The organism is Trinickia sp. NRRL B-1857, from assembly GCF_050470685.1.
Lineage (GTDB): Bacteria > Pseudomonadota > Gammaproteobacteria > Burkholderiales > Burkholderiaceae > Trinickia.
The window spans coordinates 3,561,566-3,585,293 of record NZ_JBFLUK010000001.1 but is presented as its reverse complement, the minus strand read 5'-3'; the positions used below and the strand labels follow the sequence as shown (position 1 = coordinate 3,585,293).

The window sequence follows — 23,728 nt, the reverse complement described above, 5'->3', positions numbered from 1 at the left end:
CGCTTCATCCTTTCGACTGTTTGCCCGGAATCTCCCATGTCCGCTTCTCACCTCGACCCCGTCCTGTTTATCGAAGACGGCGATGCCTACGCGCTCGATTGCGCGCGGTTTCCTTACCTTTACAACCATCGCGGCCGATGCGAGCAGTATGCACAGCCGCGCGGTAACGAGATCGTGCTCGCACCTCGCGATCCGCTGCTGGATAGGGGCACCAAGTACACGGGCATCGGTTGGCGCGAAAAGCGTATTCCGACGCGCGACGGCGGTTATACGATCAAGGAATTCGATTTCCATGCGGAGCTCGTCGATTACGAGCCGCTCTGGGCCACCCAAGCGACGGCCCAGGCCTTCGGCATGACGCTGCTGCGCTCGGACGAGTGCATCCGCTTCGAGTTCGACGGGCTCCTATGCGGGCAGTACACCTACGGTCAGTGGGCGGGTCACCAGTCACCCTATCTCGAGATCGGCCGCCGCCGCGAGTTGCTGACCTACAACCCGACGGACCTCGAATACCACGCATTTCCGCACGTGTTCTTTTCGCGTCACACAAGCTTGCCGCTGGTGGTGAGCGTTGCCCGCTGGCGCCCCTTTTCGCACGAGATTGCGCTGGCGGATTTGTGGCTATCGCCCGGCGACGCCTTGATCTTGCCGCCGCAACATTTCCCCGAACCGCCGCCACCGGGCGCTTCGAAGCACGATGCCTGGATGGCGGTCGTCAATTTGCACGGCAATCGCAATTCGGCGTTGGCGTGCCGCTTCGCGTGCGACGAGCGTGCCTTGCCGACCGAAACCGTGCTCGGCAACGCCGCCGTCATGGGCGATCCGGCGACCCGCCCCTACTACCACGAAGAGCAAACGCCCACCCGGCACAGACGGCCCGAGCCCGAGGCGAGCTAGGCGCCGCTTTCGCGCTGGAACACCGAGGCGAGCCACTTCAAGCCGCGCCACGCGAAGCTTTGCCGGGCACCGCCGACCGTCGCTTCGCCGACGACCTCGCGCGGCCACGCCTCGCTTGCCGGGCATTCGTCGATGCGCACGCGGTAGGTCGCCGCGAGCGGCACGAGTTGGTGGGTAGTGGGCTGCATTTGCGCGGGCAGCGGGCCGCCGTAGACGCTTGCTAGCGCCGGCGTATCGAGCGTGGCGACATTGACGCGATCGACGGCCGCCACCTTGCAACGCAACGCGCCGAGTTCGGGCACCGACGCCACGAACGTCACACGATCGCCGGGCCGCACGCGCGCGGCGTCGTCTTCCCCGATGAATGCCTCGCCCTTCACGCCCACCGGGCCCACGACATCGAACGCGTGCTCGCCTCGCGGCAGCCACGTACCGGGCGCCAACTCGTCGTCGGTTTGCACGACACCGTCGAACGGCGCGCGCAGCGTCAACTGCGCAACTTGCGCCGTGAGCCCCGTGACCGTTTCGCGTGCCGCGTCCCAGCGCCGTTGCAACGCTACGCCCTGCTCCAGCAAGCGATCGTCGAACGACTGCTGCTCGACCTGCCAACGCAGCAGCGTCTCTTCGGCTTGCGCCGCTTGCAGTTTATGCGCGAGGTCGGGCGATGACAGCACGGCCAATACTTGGCCCGCCCGAACGTGCTGGCCGTCATGCGCGATCGGCGCATCGCCGAGGACATACGCGGCTTCGGGGGCATAAAGCCCTTGCGCGCGTAAAGGCCCGAGCACGGCCGGCGCACTGACGCCGCCGTGCCAGGGCAGCACGAGCAACCCGGCGAGCAAGGCGCCGATAAGCGCCGTACGCCTGGTCTCACGCCGCCAACGCAACGAGGCGCGAATGCGCCAGCAAGCGATCGCCTCGCGTACGATCGGCCGCGCGATGAACCAACCGAACTCGACGCAAAACAGCGCGACGCCGAGCGCCTTGAAGAACGCGTGATACACGACGAGCGCGATCGAGAAGAAAACCGCGAGCCGATAAAACCAAGTGGCAAAGGAGAACGCGATCAAGAATCGCCGGCGCGGCCGTGCGCACGGCTCGGGCTGCGGATCGCCGAGCCCGAACAATCGCTCGCGCATCCACCAGCGCCCGAACGCGAACGCGCGATCGTGCAGGTTCGGCATATCGAGCCAATCGGACAGCAGGAAGTACCCGTCGAACCGCATGAACGGGCTGGCGTTGATCGTGAGCGTGCCGATCCATGTGGTCGTAGCGAGTAGGAACGCCCCCGCGCGCATCGGCCCGTCGGGCAGGATGCTCCAAGCCAACGTCGCGAACGCCGCCAACGCCAATTCCGTGAGCATGCCGGCAGCGCCGATACGCAATCGCTCGGTTCGGCCCGGCACCTTCCACGCCTCGGTGGTGTCGGTATAAAGCACCGGCACCATTACGAGCAAGGCAACGCCCATCGTCGGGACGCGACACCCGTAGCGATGCGCGGTAAACGCATGGCCGAATTCGTGCAGCACCTTGGCGCATCCTAGCGCGACGCCGATCGCGAGCAGCCCGCGCAGATCGGCGTAGCCATGAAACGTATGGACGAACTCATCCCAGCGGCGCGATACGAGCACGAGCCCCGTCAAGGCCACGAGCGCGATGACCATCCAAAACGCGGGCCGGTAGGCGATTTCGGCATAGCGCGCGAAGCGCCGCAGAAACGGCATCGGACGCCAGAGCGGCACGCGGATCATCAAATAGTGCTTGAGCAGCCACATCGCATGCGAGAGCTTGCTCGCCGCGGCCGCGCCCGCGAGCCGCCCCGTGTCTGCCGGGCTCGCCGCCACGAGCAGATGCTGTTGATGCAGCATCCGCACGAGCAGCTCGAAATCGTCGACCGTCAAACGCAGCGTCGTTTCCGCATTGACCGATGCGACGATCGCTTCGGCGTCATCAAGCGGCCAGCGAGAGAGCATTTCGAACGCGGGCCAGCCGATCTGAAAGAAGCGGTTGCCGGCGGGATCGTGGAGCATCCATGTCGGCGCGCCGTCCGGCGTTGCGGCGCCGGGCGTCAAGCTCAGTTCTTGGCGAAGGGACGGAAGGCGAGGCATCGTCTTGCTAGCTCAGAGAGTGGCGCACGTCTCGCCTACCAGCCGAGCCACTGCCTGGCCGTTGCGAGCGGCCGGCGCAGCAGATAGTAGGCGAGCGGCACCCAGCGGCCGTGAATGCGCGCGGTGCCCATGACGCCGAGCGGCGGCTTGACGGCCCCCTCGAACGTCGCCTTGACGCGGTAGGCGATGACACCCTCGGGCGTCGGCTCCGCCCGATAGGCAACCGTATCGATACGCGCATCGTAGGCCGCGAGCGGCGAACTCTTCGGATAGAGCGTGAGCGTCGCGCCGGGGACGACGTCCACGTTATCGGCGACGGGTACGTAGGCCGTCAATTCGACGCTGGCCGGATCGGCGAGCAGCATGACCTTCTCGCCGATCGACACCGCTTTGCCGTTCCAATCGTTCGGATCGGAGAATACGGCCACCCCCGCGCGCGGCGCATTCACTCGCACGCGCGCAAGCTCGCGCGCCGTGTAGTCGAGTTCGATCGCACTTTCGTCGAGCTTGCCCTTACGGAGCGCCATGTCGAGCCGGTCTTTGTCGTCGGTGACCGCAAGCTGGGCCGTCTGCCGGTATTCCTCCTGGGCCGTCGCGTAATTCTTGTTAGCCAGCGCATAGCGCGAGGCAAGCGCGGTCGAATCGAGCGCGAACAGCGGCGCGCCGGCGGCCACGCGCTGATTCGGCTGCGCGAACAAGCGATCGATCACGCCGTCGAGCGGCGCCCGCACAACGAACGGATCTTTCGCGGTCACCTCGGCGGGCGCGAGCACGGTCAGCGGCACGGGCAGCACCAGTGCGCACGCGATCGCAGCAAGCGCGCGGCGCCGATGCTTACCGGTACTGAACGTGAGCTTCGCGCGTTCCAGCCACGATGCACGCGGCGCGAATGCCGCGAGCGCATGGGACCAGACGCGCGCCAGTTCGGCGAAGAGCGCCTCGTCCACGGGCGTCCAAACCTGCTCGCGCGCGAAAACGACGCCGCCGAGCGAGCGCCCCGACCGGTCGACCAACGGCACCCAGAGCGCATGAGCCGGCCACCAGTCGTCCCAATCGGCGGCCAGTGCTTCGGGCAGAAGCGCAGCGGTGAACGCCTGCGGCCACGCGCGCGGCGCGGGATCGGGAGCGGGAGCGGCCGGCTGCGCCGCAGCCGCGGCAGTGGTCCCGGCATCCGCGCCGGCGCCGTCCGGCCTCGCTTCTTGTGCGGGCCCGCCCTCGTCGATCGATCGACGCTCGAGCACCCGGCATACCTGTCCGAGCCATTGCACGTAGGGTGCGCCCGGGTCGCTCTGCGGCAACCCCGAGACTGCGGCGACCGCCCCCGGCACCGGCGATCGCGCACGCCACCACGCCGCCTGGCGATAGGGCACGAGCGACAGCGATTCGTTGACGATGACGAAGCCGAGCGTCTCCTCGCTGCTTGCTTCACGCGCGCGCGCCGACAACTGCCACAGGACGGCAAGCGTGCCCGCCTCGATTTGCAGCGGAGCGTTCATGGCGATCAGCGGCCCACGTCGGCGAAGCTCGCCCAGCCGCTCATGCCCGGCAACAACTCGGGCGCTCGGCCCGAGAGGGCCGCCGTCACATCGACCGTCTGCGTCACGGGATCGACGCGTGCGCCGATCCGCGCAACGGTCGCGGGATAGGTCTTGCCGACTTCGTCGACATTGACGCTCAGCGGATGGCCCGGCTTGAGCCACGCGAGCCATTTGGACGGCACGATCATCTTCAGTTCGAGATGGCTCGTATCGACGATCGTCAACAAGGGCTTGCCCGGTTCGGCGAACTGTTGCGCCGCCGCGCTGCGCTTGACCACGCGGCCGTCGAACGGCGCGGCGATGCCGCATTTGCGAACCGTCGCCTGCATATAAGCCACCTCGGCCGCGCTCGCCTTGGCCTTGGCTTCCGCCTGCTGGACGTCGATCTCGCCGATCGAATGCAATTGCGAGAGCCGATCGTCGACGCGCTTGAGCTGCACGGCCGCGTCGGCCTCGGCTTGCGCCTTGTGCAGTTGCGCCGCGTACAGCGAGCAATCGAGCGAGACGAGCGTTTGCCCTGCGCGGAACGCGTCGCCGTCGCGAAACGGCATCGAGGCGATCTTCGCGCTGATCTCGCTCGACAAATCGACTTGATCGCGCGCGACGAGCTGAATGCGAATGCGGCCGTCGTCCTGCGTACGACCGGAAGCCGATACGGACGCCGGGGCCGCGGGAACGGCAGGCGCCGGCGCATGCGGTGCCGCGGCTTGCGGCGCCGCGGCCAGCGCGTGTTGAACCACCCACATCAGGGCCGCGGCGCGCAGCCCTGCCCTACACCATCGATTCATTGCTTTTTGACTCCGTCCGCGCTGCCGAACGACGCCCAGCGCGCTTGCTCCGTCTCGATCGATTGCTCGATCGTCTTCAAATCGCCATTACCTGCGCCGAGGCTTGCCGGCAGCGGATCGAGGCCGAGCGTCGCGAGCAGTTGCCCGTACGCGCTCTCGAGTTCGCCGTAGCTTTGATACAGGCGTAATTCCGACATCATCGCGGACGTCGCCGCGCGAATCTCCTCGAGCTTGCCTTGCGCATTGGCGATCGTCGCGTTGTGCGTATGTTGCAGGATCTGCGCATCGACGTCGTTCAATTGCTTGAACAGATCGAACTGGCGCTGCTTCGCGGCCAACTCGGCGCGGGCCACGTGCACTTGCGTGAGCACGGCCATCGACAACGCGAGCTGCTGCGCGCGCGCCACTTGGTGCTGCGCATCGGCGGCGCCGCGGATGCTCTTCTCGTTGAGCAGATTCAGCAGGTTCCAGCTTACATTCACGCCCGCCGCGCGCCATGAATGAAACATCAGAAAGCTGTTGCTGTCGTAGTGCGAGCCCAATTGCAACTCGATGCCGGGCAACAGCTTAGCGATCGCTTTATGCGTCTCGTTGACGCTGATGCGTTCGTTGTAGCTCGCTTCGACGAGTTCCGGCCGGCGTTCGAGCGCGGTCTCCTCCATCTGGGGCATCGGCATGCCGAACGTCGGCACCGCGAAACCCTCGGGAGGAGCCAACTTGAAATCCGTGCCCGGCGCGATATTCATCAGCGAAGCGAGCCGCGGCTTGGCTTCGTCGAGCTGATCGCGCACGGCTTCAAGCTGACGCATGATGTCGAGCAGCGCATGCTGATAGGCGAGCGTCTCGAGCGGCGAGCGCAGCCGTTCCGATTGCGATTGGCGCGATTCCTCGAGCGCCTGCTTCGCTTGCACGAGTAAAGGCGCGATGCGGCTCGACAGACGCTCGGCGCCGGCCGCCTGCCAATACGCCTCGCGCACCTGCTGCATCATCAGTTGCACGACCTTGCGGCGGCGTTGCTCCACGACGAGCACACGGTCGGCCTGCTCTTTTGCCTCGAAGTAGCTCACGCCGAAGTCGAGGATGTTCCAAGAAAACGCGAGATCGGCCGTGCGCTCGTTCTGGTCGCTCGAATACGAAGGCGGCAGCGACTGCCCGCGCGTGAAGTAATCCTCCGAGGACGATACGAGTAGATGATCGCGGTGCGTGTACCCGGCGTCCGCGGTCAGCTTCGGCAGCATGTCGAAATTGGCGAGATCGAGTTGCTTTTGCGCCAGCGCCTCTTCCATCATCTTCAAGCGATGGTCGAGGTTGTAACGAATCGCCCGCGCCATGGCTTCCTCGAGCGTCAAGGGTCCCGAGAGCGCCGGCTGCCCCGAGAACATCGCCGTGCGATCGGCTTGCGCCGTCTGCGCGCGCTCGGCATCCGTAAACGGCTTCGGACGAATCGCGCAACCCGAAAGCGCGAGCGCCGCAACGGCGACGCCGATCAGCGAGAGGCGCAGGCCGCGCGAGCCCTGCTTCGATGTTGACCCGCGTGGGGACGAGAAGTGAAGTTCGGCGGGGGTCGTTTGTGCGCTCATTGGTATTGGAAGATGACGGGAATTTATATTCATACGCGGCGGACCGGGCCGCTGGGACGCGCCACGTGCAAGGCAGCACGCGCCTGCGCGAATTGCTGATCGAGCGACGGCTTGCCGAGCGGACGGGCGGCGCGCGCGGCGAGCGGTTGGGTCACGCCGCGATCGGCATGGCCGTTCGGATGGGCAGACGGGTGCACGGTGTGGCGGTCCGGATGCGCGACCTCGTGGGCCGTACCGCGCGGCGCGAGCACGACCTCGCGCCGTGCAGTATGGCCGGACGCATCGTGCACCTCGACGACGATGTGCACGTTCTCGATGCCCTGCGGTACCTTGCCGCGCAACGCACCGCTTGCCGCGTCGTAGTGCAGCCAGCCCGGCAACGAGCGGCCGTCGGCCATACGCACAGTGACATCGGACATCGCGCTGCCCATCGCCTGCGACGGCGGCAGCAGCGTCGCCACTTCGATCGAGAACGGATCGTGTTCGGGCACCGGCACGGCCAAGTCGGAGAACGACATCGGTATCGGGGACGGCGTCACGGCCAGCGCCGCGTTCAACGCTGCCGGGTCGAATCTCGTCACCGTCGTGCGATTGAGCGAGAAGCCGGTGGCAGGCGCGCTCGGATCGGAGAAGGTGATCGTCGGCACCGACGGCACGGAGCCGATCGGGCGGCTGTCGCCCAATTCGCCGAGCACGTCAGGCGGCGCGGTGTCGTCGGATCCAGTCGGATGCGACGAAGTAACAGTCGAAGGCGGTTCGGCGGGGGGCGTAACCGGCAATGCCGCGGTCGGCGTACCGCCGGCCGGCCCGGCAACGATGGTGACCGTATTCTTGGCGGCGGCACTCGTCTTCACGCCGTCGCTGATCGTGAAACTGATCGTGCGGCTACCCGTCGCGCGGAATTCCGAGTTCGAATACGTGACCGACTGCAATGCGCTTTGCCATTGCGCCGGCGTCGCCGTATTGCTCGTCAACGTCAGCACGCCCGTGTTGACATCGTAGCTCGCCGTGAAGCCGCTCGTTCCCGCCGCCAATGCGAGCGTATCGTGCGCCGCATCGAAACCTGTGGTGATCTTCACTTGCGCCGAGGTCAGCGTAGCGCTCGCATCGCGATCGCCGACGCTCACCTGCGGCGCCACCGCGACCGGCGTCGAGTGGGCAGGGTTCCATGTGAACGTCACGCTGCCGCCGACGGCGAGCGTCGGCGTTTGGTCCGTGTCGGTCACGGTCACGCTGCGAGCGTGCACGTCGCTCGCCGTACCGTTGCCGTCGGTCACCGTGAAGCTGATCGTCCGTGCGGCATTGGCGGGCTTGACCGCGGTATCCGTATAGGTGACCGAAGCCAGCGCGGTCCGCCATTGCGTAAGCGTGGCCGTGTTGCCTGCCGAGGATAGGCTTAGCACGCCTGTTGCCGCATTGTACGAACCCGAGATGTTGCCGAATGCCGCGGCGTTCGTATTCGTGAACGCAAGCACGTCCTCGCCGCTATGGAAGTTACCCGTGATGGCGATGCTGGCCGTCGACAAAGTGGTGCTCGCATCGCTCAACGTGAGTCCGGGCGCGACGGCGATCGGCGTCGAGGTCGCATTGTCGGCGGCGACGAACGAAGCCGACCCCGTGTCGAGCGTGACGTTCGGTTTGTCGATGAACGACACGCTCGCGCTGGCCGCCGCGCTCGTCTTGGTACCGTCGCTCGTGGCGAACGAAACGGTGCGATTGCCGAAGTGCGTCCCCACGCTCGAAAAACCGACCGCGCTGAGCGCGCTCGCCCACTGCGCGTCGGTGGCGGTGCCGCCGGCCGAGGTCAACGTGAGCACGCCCGTCGCCGCATCGAACGTCGCGGCGATATTGCCGAACGTGGCTGCGCTCGTGTTCGCGAACGAGAGCACGTCCTCGCCGCTATGGAAATTGCTCGTGATCGCCACCGTCGCTGACGATTGTGTCGCGTTGTCGAGGTCGGTAACGGTTACGTGCGGATTGACGATCGTGCTTGCGGTGCCCACAACGTAGTTCGTCGTGCCGCTCGCCGTCGTCACGATCGGCGTTTGGTCGGTATCGGCAACCGTCACCGTTCGCATCGCGGTGTTGCTCGTGACGCTGGCGGTATCCACCACCGAGAAGCTGATCGTGCGCGTCGCGGCGTTCGGCGTCACGGCCGTATCGGTGTAGGTCACGGCATCGAGTGCGGCCTGCCATTGCGCGAGCGTCGCCGTGTTGCCCGTCGAGGACAGGCTCAGCACGCCCGTTGCCGCATTGTACGAACCCGAGATGTTGCCGAACGTCGTCGCACTCGTGTTCGTGAACGCGAGCACGTCCTCGCCGCTATGGAAGTTGCCCGTGATCGACACGCTCGCCGAGCCGAGCGTCGGTGCCGCACCGTCCGTCAACGTCAACCCGGAGTCGATCGTCACCGGTGTCGAGCTCGTGTTGTCGCCCGCGACGAAAGCGGCCAAGCCCGAGTCGGTCGTGATCGTGGGCGGCCCGAGTACGTCGACGGCGCGCGTTGCCGCCGCACTCGTCTTGACGCCGTCGCTCGTCGAGAAGGCGATCGAGCGGTTGCCCGGGGTCGCGCCGGCGCTCGCCGAGAACGTGACTGCGCGCATCGCGGCCGACCACTGCGCATCGCTCGCCGTCGCGCCGGACGAGGTCAGCGTCAATACGCCCGTCCCGGCATTGTACGAACCGACGATGTTGCCGAACGTCGCCGAACTCGTATTGACGAATGCGAGCGTATCGCCGCTTTGGAAGCCGGTCGCGATCGATACGGTGCCCGATGCCTGTGTGGTGTTGTCGAGGTCGGCGACCGACACGCCGGTATCGATCGGTGCAGCCGACGTCCCGGCCACGTAATTCGTCGTACCGCTCGTCGCCGTGACGATCGGCGTTTGGTCGGTATCGGCAACCGTCACCGTTCGCGTCGCGGTGTTGCTCGTGACGCTGGCGGTATCCACCACCGAGAAACTGATCGTGCGCGTCGCGGCGTTCGGCGTCACGGCCGTATCGGTGTAGGTCACGGCATCGAGTGCGGCCTGCCATTGCGCGAGCGTCGCCGTGTTGCCCGTCGAGGACAGGCTCAGCACGCCCGTTGCCGCATTGTACGAACCCGAGATGTTGCCGAACGTCGTCGCACTCGTGTTCGTGAACGCGAGCACGTCCTCGCCGCTATGGAAGTTGCCCGTGATCGACACGCTCGCCGAGCCGAGCGTCGGCGCCGCACCGTCCGTCAACGTCAACCCGGAGTCGATCGTCACCGGTGTCGAGCTCGTGTTGTCGCCCGCGACGAAAGCGGCCGAGCCCGAGTCGGTCGTGATCGTGGGCGGCCCGAGTACGTCGACCGTGTCGCTGGACGTCGGGCCCGTCTTCGTACCGTCGTTGACGGCAAACGAGATCGTGCGGTTGCCCGGCGTTGCACTCGACCCGGCCGAGAACGTCACCGCGGCCAATGCATGCGACCACTGCGCGTTGGACGCTGTGGAACCCGACGACGTCAGCGTCAATACGCCCGTCCCGGCATTGTACGAACCGACGATGTTGCCGAACGTCGCCGAACTCGTATTGAGGAACGAAAGCGTATCGCCCGAATGGAAGCCCGTCCCGATCGAGACCGTGGCGGAGGACTGCGTCGTGTTGTCGAGATCGCTGACCGAGACCCCGCCGTCGATGGTTGCGGCCGTCGTACCGCCGACGTAGTTCCTCGCGCCGCCCGTCACCGCGACCGTGGGCGATTGATCGGTCGCCGTGACCGTGACCGTGCGTGTGGCGGTATTGCTCGTCACGGCGCTCGTATCGACCGCCGAGAAGCTGAGCGTACGCGTCGCCGTGTTCGGCGTGACGGCCGTATCGGTGTAGGTGACAGCCTCGAGCGCGGCTTGCCATTGCGCAAGCGTGGCCGTGTTGCCCGTCGAGGACAAGGTCAACACGCCCGTCGCTGTATTGTAGGAAGCGGCAACGTTGCCGAACGTCGTCGCATTCGTATTGACGAACGCGAGCACGTCTTCGCCGCTGTGGAAGTTGCCCGTGATGGCGACGGTGGCCGAAGCCAGCGTCGGCGAGACGCCATCGGTCAGCGTAAGCCCGCTATCGATCGCCACCGGCGTGGAGGCGGTATTGTCGGCTTCGACGAACGATGCGGAGCCCGAATCGGTCGCGATCGTGGGCGGACCGAGCAGATCGACCGTATCGGTGGCCGCGGTGCTCGTCTTGGTGCCGTCGCTCGTCGCAAAGGAAATCGTGCGATTGCCGGGCGTCGCGTTCGATGCCGCCGCGAACGTGACTGCACTCAGCGCATTCGACCACTGCGCGTCCGACGCGGTCGCCCCCGACGAGGTCAGCGTCAACACGCCCGTCCCGGCATTGTATGAACCGACGATGTTGCCGAACGTCGCCGAACTCGTATTGACGAACGTGAGCGTATCGCCCGAATGGAAACCCGTTCCGATCGAGACCGTGGCGGAGGACTGCGTCGTGTTATCGAGATCGCTGACCGAGACCCCACCGTCGATGGTCGCGGCCGCCGCGCCGCCGACATAGTTCGTCGTGCCGCCCGTCGTATGAACGATCGGCGTTTGATCGGTCGCCGTCACCGAGATCGTGCGCGTGGCCGTGGCGCTCGTATTGCCCGCCCCATCCAACGCCGTGAAGGCGATCGTGCGTGTCGCCGTGTTCGGCGTGACGGCAGTGTCGGTATAGGTCACGGATTGCAACGCGCTTTGCCATTGCGCGAGCGTGGCCGTGGCACCCGCCGACGTCAGCGTCATCACGCCTGTCGTCGCGTTGTACGAGGCCGTGATGTTGCCCATCGTCGTGCCGTTGTTCGTGAACGCGAGCTCGTCTTCGCCGCTATGGAAGTTGCCCGTGATCGCGACGGTCGTCGAGCCGAGCGTCGCGGCACTGCCGTCGGTGACGGTCAGGCCGGAATCGATCGTCACCGGCGTCGAAGTCGTGTTGTCGCCCGAGACGAACGCGGCCGAACCCGAATCGGTCGTGATCGCCGGCGGCGCCGTCATGTGGATCGTGTCCGCCGCCTGCGTGCTGTTCTTCGTACCGTCGTTCACCTGGTACCAGATGGTCCGGTCGCCGTAGGTCGTGCTAGTGCTGGAGAACGTGACAGCGCTCAACGCGCTCTCCCATTGCGGGTTCGTCGCAGTGCTGCCGATCGACGTGAGCAGCAACACGCCCGTACCCGCGCTGTACGACGCCTGGATATTGCCCATCGTCAAACCGTCGTTCGTAAAGCTCAGCACGTCGCCCGTGTGAAAGCCGGTCGTAACCGCCACCGTGGCCGACGTCTGCGTCGTGTTGTCCTGATCGCTTACCGTGACGTGACCGTCGATCGTGACGCCCGCCGATGCACCCACGTAGCTCGTCGTGCCGCCCGTCGTATGAACGATCGGCGTTTGATCGGTGTCGGTGACAGTGACGGTTCGGGTAGACGTGCCGCTCGTGTTGCCCGCGCCGTCCACCGCCGTGAAGCTGATCGTGCGCGTCGCCGGGTTCGGCGTCACGACCGTATCGGTGTAGGTCACCGATCGTAGCGCGCTCTGCCATTGCGCGAGCGTGGCCGTGGCGCCCGACGACGTCAGCGTCATCACGCCCGTCCCCGAGTTATACGAAGCCGCGATGTTGCCCATCGTCGAGCCGTCGTTCGTGAACGCGAGCGCGTCTTCGCTGCCATGGAAGTTGCCCGTGATCGCGACCGTCGCCGAGCCGAGCGTCGTCGCGCTGCCGTCCGTGACGGTCAAGCCGGAATCGATCGCCACCGGCGTCGAGGTGACGTTGTCGCCTGCCACGAACGCCGCCGACCCCGCATCGGTCGTAATCACCGGCGGTGCCGTCATGTTGACCGTGTCCGTAGCGGCGACGCTCGTCTTGGTACCGTCGTTCGTCGCGAACGAGATCGTCCGATTGCCGTAGGTGGTACTCGTGCTCGAGAACGTCACGGACTTCAAAGCATTGGCCCACTGCGCGTCATTGGCCGACGAGCCCGACGACGTCAGCGTCAGCACGCCCGTCGCGGCGTTGTAAGAGCCCACGATATTGCCCATCGTCGAACCGTCGTTCGTGAACGATAGGGTATCGCCGCTATGGAAGCCGCCCGACACCGACACCGTGCCTGACGATTGCGTCGCATTATCCTGATCGCTCACTATGATGCCGCTGTCGATCGTCACCGCGGAGCTTGCGCCCACGTAGCTCGTGGTTCCGCCCGTCGTATGGACGATCGGCGATTGATCCGTATCGGTCACCGTCACGGTGCGCGTCGCGGTGGCGCTCGTGTTGCCCAGGCTATCGGTGGCCGAAAAACTGATCGTGCGCGTCGCCGGGTTCGGCGTCACGACCGTATCGGTGTAGGTCACCGATCGCAGCGCGCTCTGCCATTGCGCGAGCGTGGCCGTGGCGCCCGACGACGTCAGCGTCATCACGCCCGTCCCCGAGTTATACGAGGCCGCGATGTTGCCCATCGTCGAGCCGTCGTTCATGAACGCCAGAGCGTCTTCGCTGTTGACGTAGTTGCCCGTGATCGCCACGGTCGCCATCGACAACGTACCGGTGGCCGCATCGGTCAAGGTGATGCCGGAATCGACGGCAACCGGGGTCGAGGTGACGTTATCGCCGGCCACGAACGCGGCAGAGCCCGAATCGGTCGTCACCTGCATCGGGTTCACGACGTTGACGGTATCGGTTGCAGCCGTGCTCGTCTTCGTGCCGTCGCTGGTCGCAAACGAGATCGTCCGCGAGCCTAGCGTCGTGCTCGTGCTTGAGAAGGAAACCGCCGACAGGGCGTGCCCCCACTGGGCATCTGTTGCGGTCGCACTGGAGGACGTGAGCGTCAGTACGCCTGTCGCCGCGTTGTACGAGCCCACGATGTTGCCCATCGTCGAGCCGTCGTTCGTGAACGAGAGCGTATCGCCGCTATGGAAGCCGCCCGAGATCGATACCGTCCCCGACGATTGCGTTGTATTGTCCGTATCGCTGACGGTAATGTCGCTGTCTATCGTGACGGCCGAACCGCCATCGCCATAGCTCGTCGTCCCGCCCGTCGTATGAATGGTCGGCGTTTGATCGGTGTCAGCGACGCTGACCTGTTTGGTCGTGGTGTTACCGGCCGTATACCCGTCGCTCGTGATCGTAAAGCTGACGGTGCGCGTAGCCGTGTTCGGGGTGATGGCGGTATCGGTGTACGTGACCGCTCGCAGCGCGTTTTGCCACTGCGCAATCGTCGCCGTACCGGAGGATGACGTCAGCGTCAGTACACCCGCACCCGCGTTATAGGTAGCCGATATATCGCCGTAGGTCGCCCCGCTCGTATTCGTGAAGGCGAGCGTGTCCTCGCTGCTATGGAAATTGCCCGTGATCGAGACGGCAGCGCTGACGGCCGTAGTCGAATCGCCGTCGGTCAACGTGATGCCCGAGTCGACAGCAACTGGCGTGGACGTAACGTTGTCGCCAGCCACAAATGCCGTGCTGCCGCCCGTGGCGGTGGCGACCGGCGGCGAGGACAAGTCGATGTAGGTAAGGTTGTTCAGCGTCGGCGTGAAGGTGCCCGAGTCGCCGGAATCGACGATAACGAGCGACGTGATGCCCTTGAACTGGCTATAACCGGAAAGATCGACGTGCCCGGATAACTGAGCACCCGATAGCTGAATCTGGCCAGTGGTGTTGCCGTTCGGCCGCAACCAGATTGTGCCGTCGCTCAGGCCCTCGTCGAAGTCGAAGCTAGTCACCGCCAGCGGATCGCCGTTGGCGAGCGTGATCGTCACGCGCGTCATTTGGACGTCGCCCGGCTGATTGATCATCAGTACGCCGTCGCTCGCGGAAACCGAGAGCGGAGCGCTTTCATTGGCCGTGTACACACCGCTCGTCACCGCGCCGTCGGTCGTGTAGGTCACACCGTCCAGCGTGAAAGAAGTCGCGGAGGTCGCGACGGTTTCCCCGGCGCCGCCGTTCGCGTAGGCATTGTAACTGTCGTTGGTCTGGGTCAGAAGATCGCCGTACCTCGCCTCGGCGGCCTGCGAAAAGATCACGGGCGTCGTCACTGCGCCCACATCGTATTCGAGGTTCCAGTTGCCGCCGAGTGAGGCGGCGCCGGTCAGATCCGTGGATGCCGCGACATTCAAATGCGTGATCGATGCGATTTGCTGCACGAGCAGTTGGCCGTCGGCCCGTTGCGCGACATCGCAGCCGTAAATCAAAAAATCGCCGCCCGGCTTCATCGCCGCGCCGATCTTTGCAAGCTCGGCGCTGTAGGCCGACAGGTCACCTTCGTTAAGCCAAGTATTTCCGACTTGAATTTCACCGTCCGCGCCGTGCGAAACGAGATGAATCGAACTCACGCCAGGGTGCTGCTCGAGATATTGCGCGATTTGTGCGAGCCCATCCTTCGACGAATCGAGGACCACGTATTGCGTCCCGGCAGGCAAGCCGGCGACGAGCGTTTGATAACCGCTGACGTTCGAATCGATGAAAACGACTTGCTTGCCCGCCGCCGCACCCGCCATATCGGTATAGCCGTGTACCGCGCGCACCGTCGACATTTCCGAGGGCGAATCGGCCGAGGGCGCGACGGTATAACCGCCGCGAGCGGTTGCTGCGACATCTTGGCTGCCGGCGGCCTTCGTCGCCATCGCCTGCGTTAGCGCCGTAGAACCATACCCCGCACGTGCCGATGCGCCGATACCCGAGCTTGGCTCGGCACCCGCTGCCGGCGTGGTCGCCGCCGCGGCGATGCGCGACATCGCGGCAATCGGGCTCGCCGCCTCGCGCGCGGCAGCGCCTCCGGTATGTGCCTGCTCGCCCACCGGGTGATGTTGCGCAGCCGTAGCCGCCGCCCCAATTGCCGCAGCCGATGCATCGTAGACGATGCGAGGTTCGAGCGCGACGATCAGCGGCGCGGGCAACGCAGCGCCCATGTTATGGGTGCGTTTCTCCGATGCGCGCAATGCGGCGAGGAGCTTCGACAGGTTGGCGGCAAGTTTCATCGCTTGATATCCCAAAAAGCGTGCCGCGCGCGGCACGCATGCATCATCCGTTACCCGCGTGACGGGAAGACGCCCTGAAGCGCGATGATGAAATTGATGCCCAGATACGGATTGCGCGACGAGAACGGCAAACTACTTCCCGCCAACCCGTTTTGAATCGCCGGTGCCGAACTTTGTAGGCTCACGTTAAATGGCGCGAGGGTCGTATTCGGTGCAGCCGTGCTGTAGAGCGAGCCTGGGTGACCGGTGACGGCGATCGGTCCGAGTACCGTCGTCGGCCCAGGCGTCGCACCTTCGGTTTGCGCCGCCGTACTCGTCGTCGCCGGAATCGCGATCGCCCCCGTTACGGTGCCGCCTCCCGTCACCGCTGCTACGTGCGTATGCTGCGGCATGTTGCCCGACGTCAGCGTGATGTTCTCCACCCCGTCCGATTCACCGATGTCGATGTTCGACAACCCCAAGCCCTGGCCCATACCGACGGGCGTGCGGCCTCGCAGATCCGGCAGTTGGTAATTCGATACGCCATTGCCGCCGTAAACCGTGCCGAGCAAGGCGAACAACGCCTGGTTTTGTGAAATCGCAATCGTTTGGCCCTGGCACTGCGCCCAGCCGGTCGGCGCAAAGTTAAAGCCCGCCATGCGGATTTCACCGATAAACGGATCACTCATCACACGCCTCCTGTCGATAATTCCTAGATTCGAAAAATGAAAACAACGCCCTACTGAACGTCCCGCGAGCCGGCGCCCTGGGCCAGCTCGTCGATACGGCAATGCACGACGAAGCTCAGCGTCGAGAGTCCGTCTCCTGTCGGTTGCGTCGGAGTGGCCAGCAGGTCCCAAGCGGAGCCGGTCGGCGAACCGATGCGATAAACGTCTTGCGGAAGAAAAACGCCGGCGGGCAGCTCGAACGTGCCTGAATAGCAAACGAAGCTCTCGTTCATGGGAATGCCGAGGGGCGCGTGCGACAGCACGGCCTCAACGGTATGTCCGTGGGCGCTGATGGTGAAGCGCTGCCCGATGGCTGCGAGCAACTCTTCGTGGGTAGGAATGGACAGCAAACAAGCCCCCGCTCGTCGTTCGTTATTTACGGTCGATGCTTCAACCGTGGTCTGTGGTTCTTACCGCCTTATCTCCGTGGCCCGCGGCGCCGGCGCGCCTGCGCCTATTTCAACCGCACGGTTCAGTACTGCCTCGCTTAGTCCAACGCGAGCCCTGCAACGGACGTCACGTCGGCGCCGGCGTACGGCGCAACTTCACGCCGCATCTGGATATAAACACCGTTCTCGCCGACGGCCTCGAACCCGAGCCTGCGATAAAGCGCTTGCACGGGGTTCTCCATCTCGACATACAACACGATCGGAATCGCCTTGGCCGCCGCTTGAGCGACGAAAGCGTTCATCAACTTCGTCCCGAGCCCCGCTCCGCGATAGGCCGGCAACAATGCGATATCGATCAAACGCGCCTCGTGGGCGCGCCAATCATGGTAGAGACGACCGACACGTTCATTACCAAGCATCACCACATCGAATGAGCCGTGCGGATAGTGGGTGCGGTAATACGCGTCCTGCATCGAAAACTGCTGGGCCAACAACGCCGCAATACGATCCGCACTTAAACCGGCCCGTGCGAATTCGTCCGCGCGCGTACTTTCGAACACGCTGTACAAAAAAGCGCGATCGGGTTCGCTCGCAGCGCGTAAATGCAACCGCTCGCCCATCCCGCTCAACATGCTCGCACCTTCATTCATACGCGGCTCGACGCCTCTGAGATCTCACCATCATTCATGACGGCCGATAAACGCCTCACTGTGAAGGGTGTCGATCGGGCCATGAAACTTAACAAGTGTCGATAGGCGACATGACGGTGTGGATATTAGTCTAGAGATACGCTACTAGCAATCGCAGTCGATGCGCGCTTACTACGGGGATACCCGGATCGACACGCGTACATCCGCGCTCGGGTGGAGAAAACGGCGCCTCGAGCCGGGCGCCGTTCAAAATCTCGGAAAACCGTTTTCCAAAATAAAACAGGGTGGATACCGTATTTTGAAAACATGCAAACGTTAGCGCGCCATTACGTTTTCTTCATAATCGGCCGCACTGGCGTCTAGCGCTCGAGGCGCAATCCACTATTGCTTGACCGAGGAAACGACATTTCCCGAACCGTCGACAATCTCTACCGAGCGTTTTTTGGCTGCGCCCTTCGCCGTCATCGCCGCTTGCTCCTCGGCCGGTACGGGCAAACTTTCATCGGGCGAGGCAAGGACAAGCGTGCCGCCCGTGCGTGAGCGCGCCACCTCCGAATACGTCGACGCGAACCAATTCGTGCAGGCGCTCAGACCTTCCCAACTCGCCCCCGCGTTGTTCGCAGCGGTCTCGCTAGCGATCGCACTGAGATGCTGCCAATAGGCGAGCGCTTTCTTGAAGCCGGCTTGTGCCTGCGCCGTCGGCAGCGTCACGATCCACGCGATCGAACGCGAATCGACGGCCTCGAGCGCAATGCCGTGCTGCTCGGCCAGCGTGGTCTTCACCGTTTGCAGATTCAAGCGCGCGAGACGCTCGAACCCGTCGAACGTTTGGTTGGCGATATCGGCCATCGATGCGAAGGCCACTTGCCCCGCGGAGCGCGCACGCGCGGCTTCGCCGGCATAGTCGATTGCAGATGAACTCATCGTTTGACTCCATCGAAGAGAGAAATCGATACAGGAACGAATCGGTCGGAAACGTCAGTGCTTGCTCGCCTCCGGATTGCCCACTTTCTCGGCGAATTCGGTGAGCTTCTTGTCGGTCGCCTTCTCCTCCTCCAGCGTTTCCTTGAGCAACGTCACGGCCTCTTGCCGGCCGAGCTGCTTAGCCAGTGCGCATAGCGTGCCGTACGAGGCGATCTCATAGTGTTCGACTTTCTGCGCCGCGCCGATCAAGCCGGCATCGAGCACGGGGCCCTTCTCGATCTCGTCGATCAGTTCCTCGCCTTCTTCGATCAGACCCTCCATCGCCGCGCACTTCATCCTCTTCAGCCGGATACCGCATTTCTCCACAACTTGATCGATGCGTTCGACTTGCCCGTGCGTTTCCTGCAAGTGCGTCTCGAAGGCCTTAGACAGTTGCTCGTTCGTCGCCGCGCGCGAGAGCTTACCGAGTGCCTTCGTCAGTTGCTTCTCCGCGCTGTACATATCCGACAGGGCGTGAATGAACAGATCTTCCAATGTTTTGCGTGCCATGGTGAATGTCCTTTATGTCAACGATAAGTGCTGCCCGAAACGGATACGCCTCATGAGAAGCGGCTCGGGTCTGCCGCACTGCCGCAACGCTCGTGCCTTCGCAATGAGTGGACATAGGAACGCGCGTTGCTCGGAACGAGCTCGTCGTTCCCTCGAAACCACACGCTGCGGACTTCCTGTTTCTGCGGATGCGCCCGGCCACGCTAAGGACAACCAACATGCGAGCGCTCTGTTGGCACGGCAAGCACGACATCCGCTACGACACGGTGCCCGATCCGGTCATCGAAGACGGACGCGATGCGATCGTGAAGGTCTCCACTTGCGCGATCTGCGGCTCCGATCTGCACTTGTTCGACGGACTCATGCCGAGCATGGAACACGGCGACGTGATGGGCCACGAATTCATGGGCGAAGTCGTCGAAGTCGGAAAAGACAATCGCGCGCTCAAACCCGGCGATCGCGTGGTCGTTCCCTTCACGATCATCTGTGGCGAATGCGACCAGTGCCGGCGCGGGAATTTTTCCGTTTGCGAACGAAGCAACCGCAACAAGTCCATGGCCGACAAAGTCTTCGGGCATGCGACCGCGGGGCTATTCGGCTACTCGCATCTAACGGGCGGCTATGCGGGCGGACAAGCGGAATATGTCCGCGTGCCGTTCGCCGACAGGACACACATCAAGGTGCCAGAGGGACTGACGGACGAGCAAGTGCTCTTTCTCGGCGATATCCTGCCGACCGGCTGGCAAGCCGTCGTCCAATGCGACGTTCAGCCTACCGATACGGTCGCGATCTGGGGCGCGGGACCCGTCGGACAGATGGCCGTGCGTAGCGCGTTGTTGCTCGGCGCGAAGCAAGTCGTCGTCATCGATCGAGTACCCGAGCGCTTGGCGATGGCGGCCTCGGCCGGCGCGGTGCCGATCGACTTCGACGAAGAAAGCGTGGTCGAACGGTTGAACGCGTTGACGCAGGGCAAAGGTCCGGAAGTGTGCATCGATGCGGTGGGCATGGAGTCGCATGCGGGACGCGCGATCGACTCGATGGTCGACCGCGTCAAGCAGGCGGTCATGCTGGAGACGGATCGACCGCACGTGCCGCGCGAAATGATCTATGTGTGCAGGCCGGCCGGAACGCTCTCGATTCCGGGCGTCTACGGTGGGGTGCTCGACAAGATTCCGTTCGGCGCGGCGATGAACAAGGGCCTCACGTTCCGTATGGGGCAAACGCACGTCAATCGCTGGATGGGCGAGTTGCTCGAACTCATCGACAACAAACGCATCGATCCGTCGTTCGTCATCACGCATACCGCGCCGCTGGAGCAGGGGCCAGGGCTATACAAGACGTTCCGCGACAAAGTGGACGGCTGCATCAAGGTCGTACTCAAACCCTAGGATGCCCGCTTGCGGTTGACGCGCGTCAACCGCACTCACCTCGAATCGACACACAATTGACGCCGTTTGCAGCGATGCTGCACACCCACGTCCCGGCCGCCCGAGCCGGCATAAAACGAGTTGCCGAGAAGGAGTGAGTCGATGTCCGCGAAACACCCGCATCACCTGGCCACGCTCGGCGTGCCACTGTTTTGGCCGATGGCGGCCGCCGCCGCGATGGTGGAGGAAGGTGCAGAACTCTATGCGAAAAACCTCGCCTTTCTCGCGGAAGAAGAAAAGCTGCACGTCGAATTGCGGCCGCAGCTTGCCACGCCCAATACCGTTCGGCTAGACCTGCGCACGATGGTCTTGCGCGATTACTCGTCGAGCGATGCGACGGATTCCCACGGCGCCACTATCCCAACGATCGTCGACGCCCCGTTCGCAGGGCACACGGCGATGATCGCCGATTACCAGCCCGGTCAGAGCCTGATGGCGACGCTTCAGGCCAGTGGCGTGTCGCGCTTGTTCCTCACCGATTGGAAATCGGCCACCGAGGACATGCGCGACCTCGAAATCGATCAGTACTTGGCCGAGCTGAACGTATGCGTCGACGATCTCGGCGGCCGCGTCAATCTCGTCGGGTTATGCCAAGGCGGATGGATGTCGGCCATGTACGCGGCGCGTTTTCCGGACAAGGTGGCTTCGCTGGTGCTGGCCGGCTCGCCGATCGATACGGACGCCGGCGACGGCCCCGTCAAACGCATGGCCCACACCTACCCCACGTCCTTTTACGAAGAGCTCGTGGAGCTCGGCGGCGGGTTGATGCGCGGCGAGTACATGCTGCGCGGCTGGAAAAACATGCATCCCGAGCAGCACTACATGGCCAAGCACATCGATCTATACGAACACATCGATGACCCTGCCTATCTAAAAAAGGAAGAGGCGTTCGAGAGCTGGTACGAGAATCCGATCGACTTGCCCGGCCGCTGGTATCTACAAGCGATCGTTCAGCTGTTCAAGGAGAACCGGCTCGCCAAGGGGACCTATGTCGCGCTCGGCAAGACGTTGAATTTGCGCACGATCGTCTGCCCCGTCTATTTGCTCGCGGGCGAAGCCGACGACATCACCACCAAGGAGCAGGTGTTCGACGCCGAGAAATACCTCGGCACACCGCCCGCTCAGATCACGAAGCGCCTGGTGCCGGGCGGACACATCGGGCTGTTCATGGGTTCGCGCACGCTGGAGCACGCATGGCCTGCGATCGGCGCTTGGGTTGCCCAAGCGCGTTAGCCGTCGCAGACCTTCCGCTCGTCTTCGGCGCTATCGGGTTTGCGCCGTCGAATTCGCGCTGGGGCACGCGGGATCCTTACCCCAGTGATCGGAGCAGGCACGCCAACGGCAAAGCTGCGCCTCGAAGAAATTGGACTTGTCGCATTGCTTGATTTGCGCGGCCAAGCTCGCGGGATGCGCGGCGCTCACCCCTTTCGCGCCGCTCGCCGCGACCGGCGCATGCGAATCATAGGGCTTCGTACGCGCGACGAGTACAGCCAACAAATCGGCATCGGGATCGTCCGGCCGCCCGGAGGCGTGGCCCTTCGCACGCTTCGCCGGATGTGCGGCGGCTAGCTTCTCGCGGCGGCTCTTCGCATTGTCGCGCTCGTTGCGGGCAGTAGCGGGCGCGGGTGCGCCTGCACCCACCTTCGCCACCGACTTCGAACCCGACGCCGCATCCGCGCTCGGCACCGAAGCGGGCTTGTCCGTAGACGCCACGACGCCGCTCGCCAATGCACGAGACAACGGATCGGCGGCCGGCGCTGACGCCGAGGCGGATGCAGAGCTAGACGACGGATCGTCGGCTACGATCACGGCCGCTTGCGGCGTCGATGCCGCCGCCGGCCCGCTTTGCGCGGCCTTAGCCGTCGCGCCGGCGCCGCTCGCACCTAGGGCGGCGGGCGCCGTATGCGAACGGTCGACGCCGGCAAGCGTCGGATGCGGGGTGTTTTGCGCGCGCTGCCACTGCCAAGCGCCGAACGCACCGGCGCCTATCGCCGCCGCCAACGCGACGGCGGCCAGCGGCTTTTTGCTCGAACGCCGACGCGGTAACTGCTGCGCGGACACGCGCCCTTCAAGGCTCGCGAGGATGCGGGAACTGCTGTCCGGGACACCGGGCGCCGTCTCGGAAAGTAGGCTCGGCCGCCCTTTCGAAGTGGTTTCCGGTGCACTCATTCAGTATCTCGTTGAATCGTAGTTTAATTCGCCGTGATAATAGGAATCCGGCCTCCCTTGGCAAGCAGGCCAGATTCTAAGAGCAAGCATTACAAAATACAATTTATTTCCCCCCGGGGCCTATCTTGATTGCCGTTGCACTCGCCGCTTATTTCGCCGTCGCCGTAACCGTCGCCGCCTTGTTCCTATTGCCTGCCGCGCGCGGCGCATTCGTCTCGGCGGCGCTCGCATTACAAAGGCGTATGTCGCGTAGAACCACGCGGGGAATGTCGCATCTCCGAAGCGGTATCGATAAATCAGTAAGAATTTCTCATGGCGCACTCGTCGACACGAAAAAAATACTGATTCGGCGGCGCTTGATGATTTTGATTACGGCAGGTATCCTTGCGGCGCCTCCATTGATCGCAATTGCATTGCGCGGGCGCCAATTGTTTCAGTTCGATGGCGATACCCGCGTGCCGGACGAGAAAATCGCCGCATTGCTCAATGGCGAGCAGCTCGTTCCACCGCCGCCGTTGCCGCCCGAGGTCTTCGAGACCAAAGAAGTCGAACAGGTCCGTCCCGCACTGCGCGACGCCAGCCGCGATTGGAATTTGCTGGATGCCGATTTCAGAACTCGCCTATTGCTCGTGTACAAGATCATGCGCGAGCAGTACGGGTACGAAATGGTGCTATTGGAAGGTTATCGGAGCCCGGATCGACAAAACCGGCTCGCGCAGTTGGGGGGCGTAACGAATGCGGCCGCATATCAGAGCTATCACCAATACGGGCTTGCCGCCGACAACGCCTTCTTGCGGGACGGCAAAGTCGTCATTTCCGAAAAAGACCCCTGGGCCATGCACGGCTACGAGTTGTACGGGCAAACGGCCGAGCAAGTCGGCTTGGTATGGGGCGGACGATGGAAATTGATGGATTTCGGCCACGTTGAATACCACAAGCCCGGATTCGTCTTAGGACGCAAACCTACCGGTGCGCTAGCCGGGCAATAGACGAAAATCGATCGCCACGCACCGATACGCAAAAG

At 64.0% G+C, this 23,728-nt stretch carries 15 protein-coding genes; 4 read left to right on the top strand and 11 right to left on the bottom strand.

The features are described from left to right. Positions 1–36 precede the first annotated feature (36 nt). Entirely contained in the window at positions 37–897 is an 861-nt protein-coding gene (locus AB1286_RS15995) for a hypothetical protein (protein ID WP_430364183.1), read from the top strand. Here AB1286_RS15995 and AB1286_RS15990 read toward each other — a convergent pair. From AB1286_RS15990 to AB1286_RS15945, 10 genes are all read right to left on the bottom strand, one after another. Beyond that, the gene (locus AB1286_RS15990) at positions 894–3,005 is read right to left on the bottom strand and encodes an HlyD family efflux transporter periplasmic adaptor subunit (RefSeq protein ID WP_430364182.1); all 2,112 of its coding nucleotides are present in this window, start codon (positions 3,003–3,005) and stop codon (positions 894–896) included. The two genes, AB1286_RS15995 and AB1286_RS15990, sit on opposite strands and share 4 nt — an antisense overlap. Positions 3,006–3,040: 35 nt before the next feature. Continuing rightward, a complete protein-coding gene (locus tag AB1286_RS15985; protein ID WP_430364181.1) occupies positions 3,041–4,501 on the bottom strand; it encodes an efflux RND transporter periplasmic adaptor subunit in 1,461 nt (486 codons plus the stop codon). Between the two features lie 5 nt (positions 4,502–4,506). Then, a complete protein-coding gene (locus tag AB1286_RS15980) occupies positions 4,507–5,331 on the bottom strand; it encodes an efflux RND transporter periplasmic adaptor subunit (protein ID WP_430364180.1) in 825 nt (274 codons plus the stop codon). Further along, on the bottom strand, positions 5,328–6,911 hold the full coding sequence (locus AB1286_RS15975; protein ID WP_430364179.1) for a TolC family protein: 1,584 nt from the start codon (positions 6,909–6,911) through the stop codon (positions 5,328–5,330). Before AB1286_RS15975 ends, AB1286_RS15980 begins: the two co-directional genes overlap by 4 nt. 29 nt (positions 6,912–6,940) lie before the next feature. Beyond that, the gene (locus tag AB1286_RS15970; RefSeq protein ID WP_430364178.1) at positions 6,941–15,889 is read right to left on the bottom strand and encodes a DUF4347 domain-containing protein; all 8,949 of its coding nucleotides are present in this window, start codon (positions 15,887–15,889) and stop codon (positions 6,941–6,943) included. A gap of 50 nt (positions 15,890–15,939) precedes the next feature. Next, entirely contained in the window at positions 15,940–16,557 is a 618-nt protein-coding gene (locus AB1286_RS15965; protein ID WP_430364177.1) for a phage tail protein, read from the bottom strand. Between the two features lie 50 nt (positions 16,558–16,607). Then, entirely contained in the window at positions 16,608–16,946 is a 339-nt protein-coding gene (locus AB1286_RS15960; RefSeq protein WP_430364176.1) for a DUF6916 family protein, read from the bottom strand. Positions 16,947–17,083: 137 nt separating this feature from the next. Continuing rightward, the gene (locus tag AB1286_RS15955; RefSeq protein WP_430364175.1) at positions 17,084–17,635 is read right to left on the bottom strand and encodes a GNAT family N-acetyltransferase; all 552 of its coding nucleotides are present in this window, start codon (positions 17,633–17,635) and stop codon (positions 17,084–17,086) included. Between the two features lie 381 nt (positions 17,636–18,016). Further along, entirely contained in the window at positions 18,017–18,559 is a 543-nt protein-coding gene (locus tag AB1286_RS15950) for a phasin family protein (RefSeq protein ID WP_430364174.1), read from the bottom strand. Positions 18,560–18,613: 54 nt separating this feature from the next. Next, the gene (locus tag AB1286_RS15945; protein ID WP_430364173.1) at positions 18,614–19,108 is read right to left on the bottom strand and encodes a ferritin-like domain-containing protein; all 495 of its coding nucleotides are present in this window, start codon (positions 19,106–19,108) and stop codon (positions 18,614–18,616) included. A 218-nt stretch (positions 19,109–19,326) separates the two neighbouring features. Between AB1286_RS15945 and AB1286_RS15940 the strand changes: the two genes are divergently transcribed. Next, positions 19,327–20,496: a zinc-dependent alcohol dehydrogenase gene (locus AB1286_RS15940; RefSeq protein ID WP_430364172.1), complete on the top strand. Its 1,170-nt coding sequence runs from the start codon at positions 19,327–19,329 to the stop codon at positions 20,494–20,496. A 141-nt stretch (positions 20,497–20,637) separates the two neighbouring features. Beyond that, positions 20,638–21,768: an alpha/beta fold hydrolase gene (locus AB1286_RS15935; RefSeq protein WP_430364171.1), complete on the top strand. Its 1,131-nt coding sequence runs from the start codon at positions 20,638–20,640 to the stop codon at positions 21,766–21,768. A 30-nt stretch (positions 21,769–21,798) separates the two neighbouring features. Here the strand turns inward: AB1286_RS15935 and AB1286_RS15930 are convergent, their stop codons facing one another. Continuing rightward, a complete protein-coding gene (locus AB1286_RS15930; RefSeq protein ID WP_430364170.1) occupies positions 21,799–22,704 on the bottom strand; it encodes a phage tail protein in 906 nt (301 codons plus the stop codon). A gap of 125 nt (positions 22,705–22,829) precedes the next feature. On the opposite strand from AB1286_RS15930, the gene AB1286_RS15925 reads away from it, so the two are divergent. After that, positions 22,830–23,693, top strand: a complete 864-nt coding sequence (locus AB1286_RS15925; RefSeq protein ID WP_430364169.1) for a M15 family metallopeptidase — start codon at positions 22,830–22,832, stop codon at positions 23,691–23,693. Positions 23,694–23,728 lie beyond the last annotated feature (35 nt).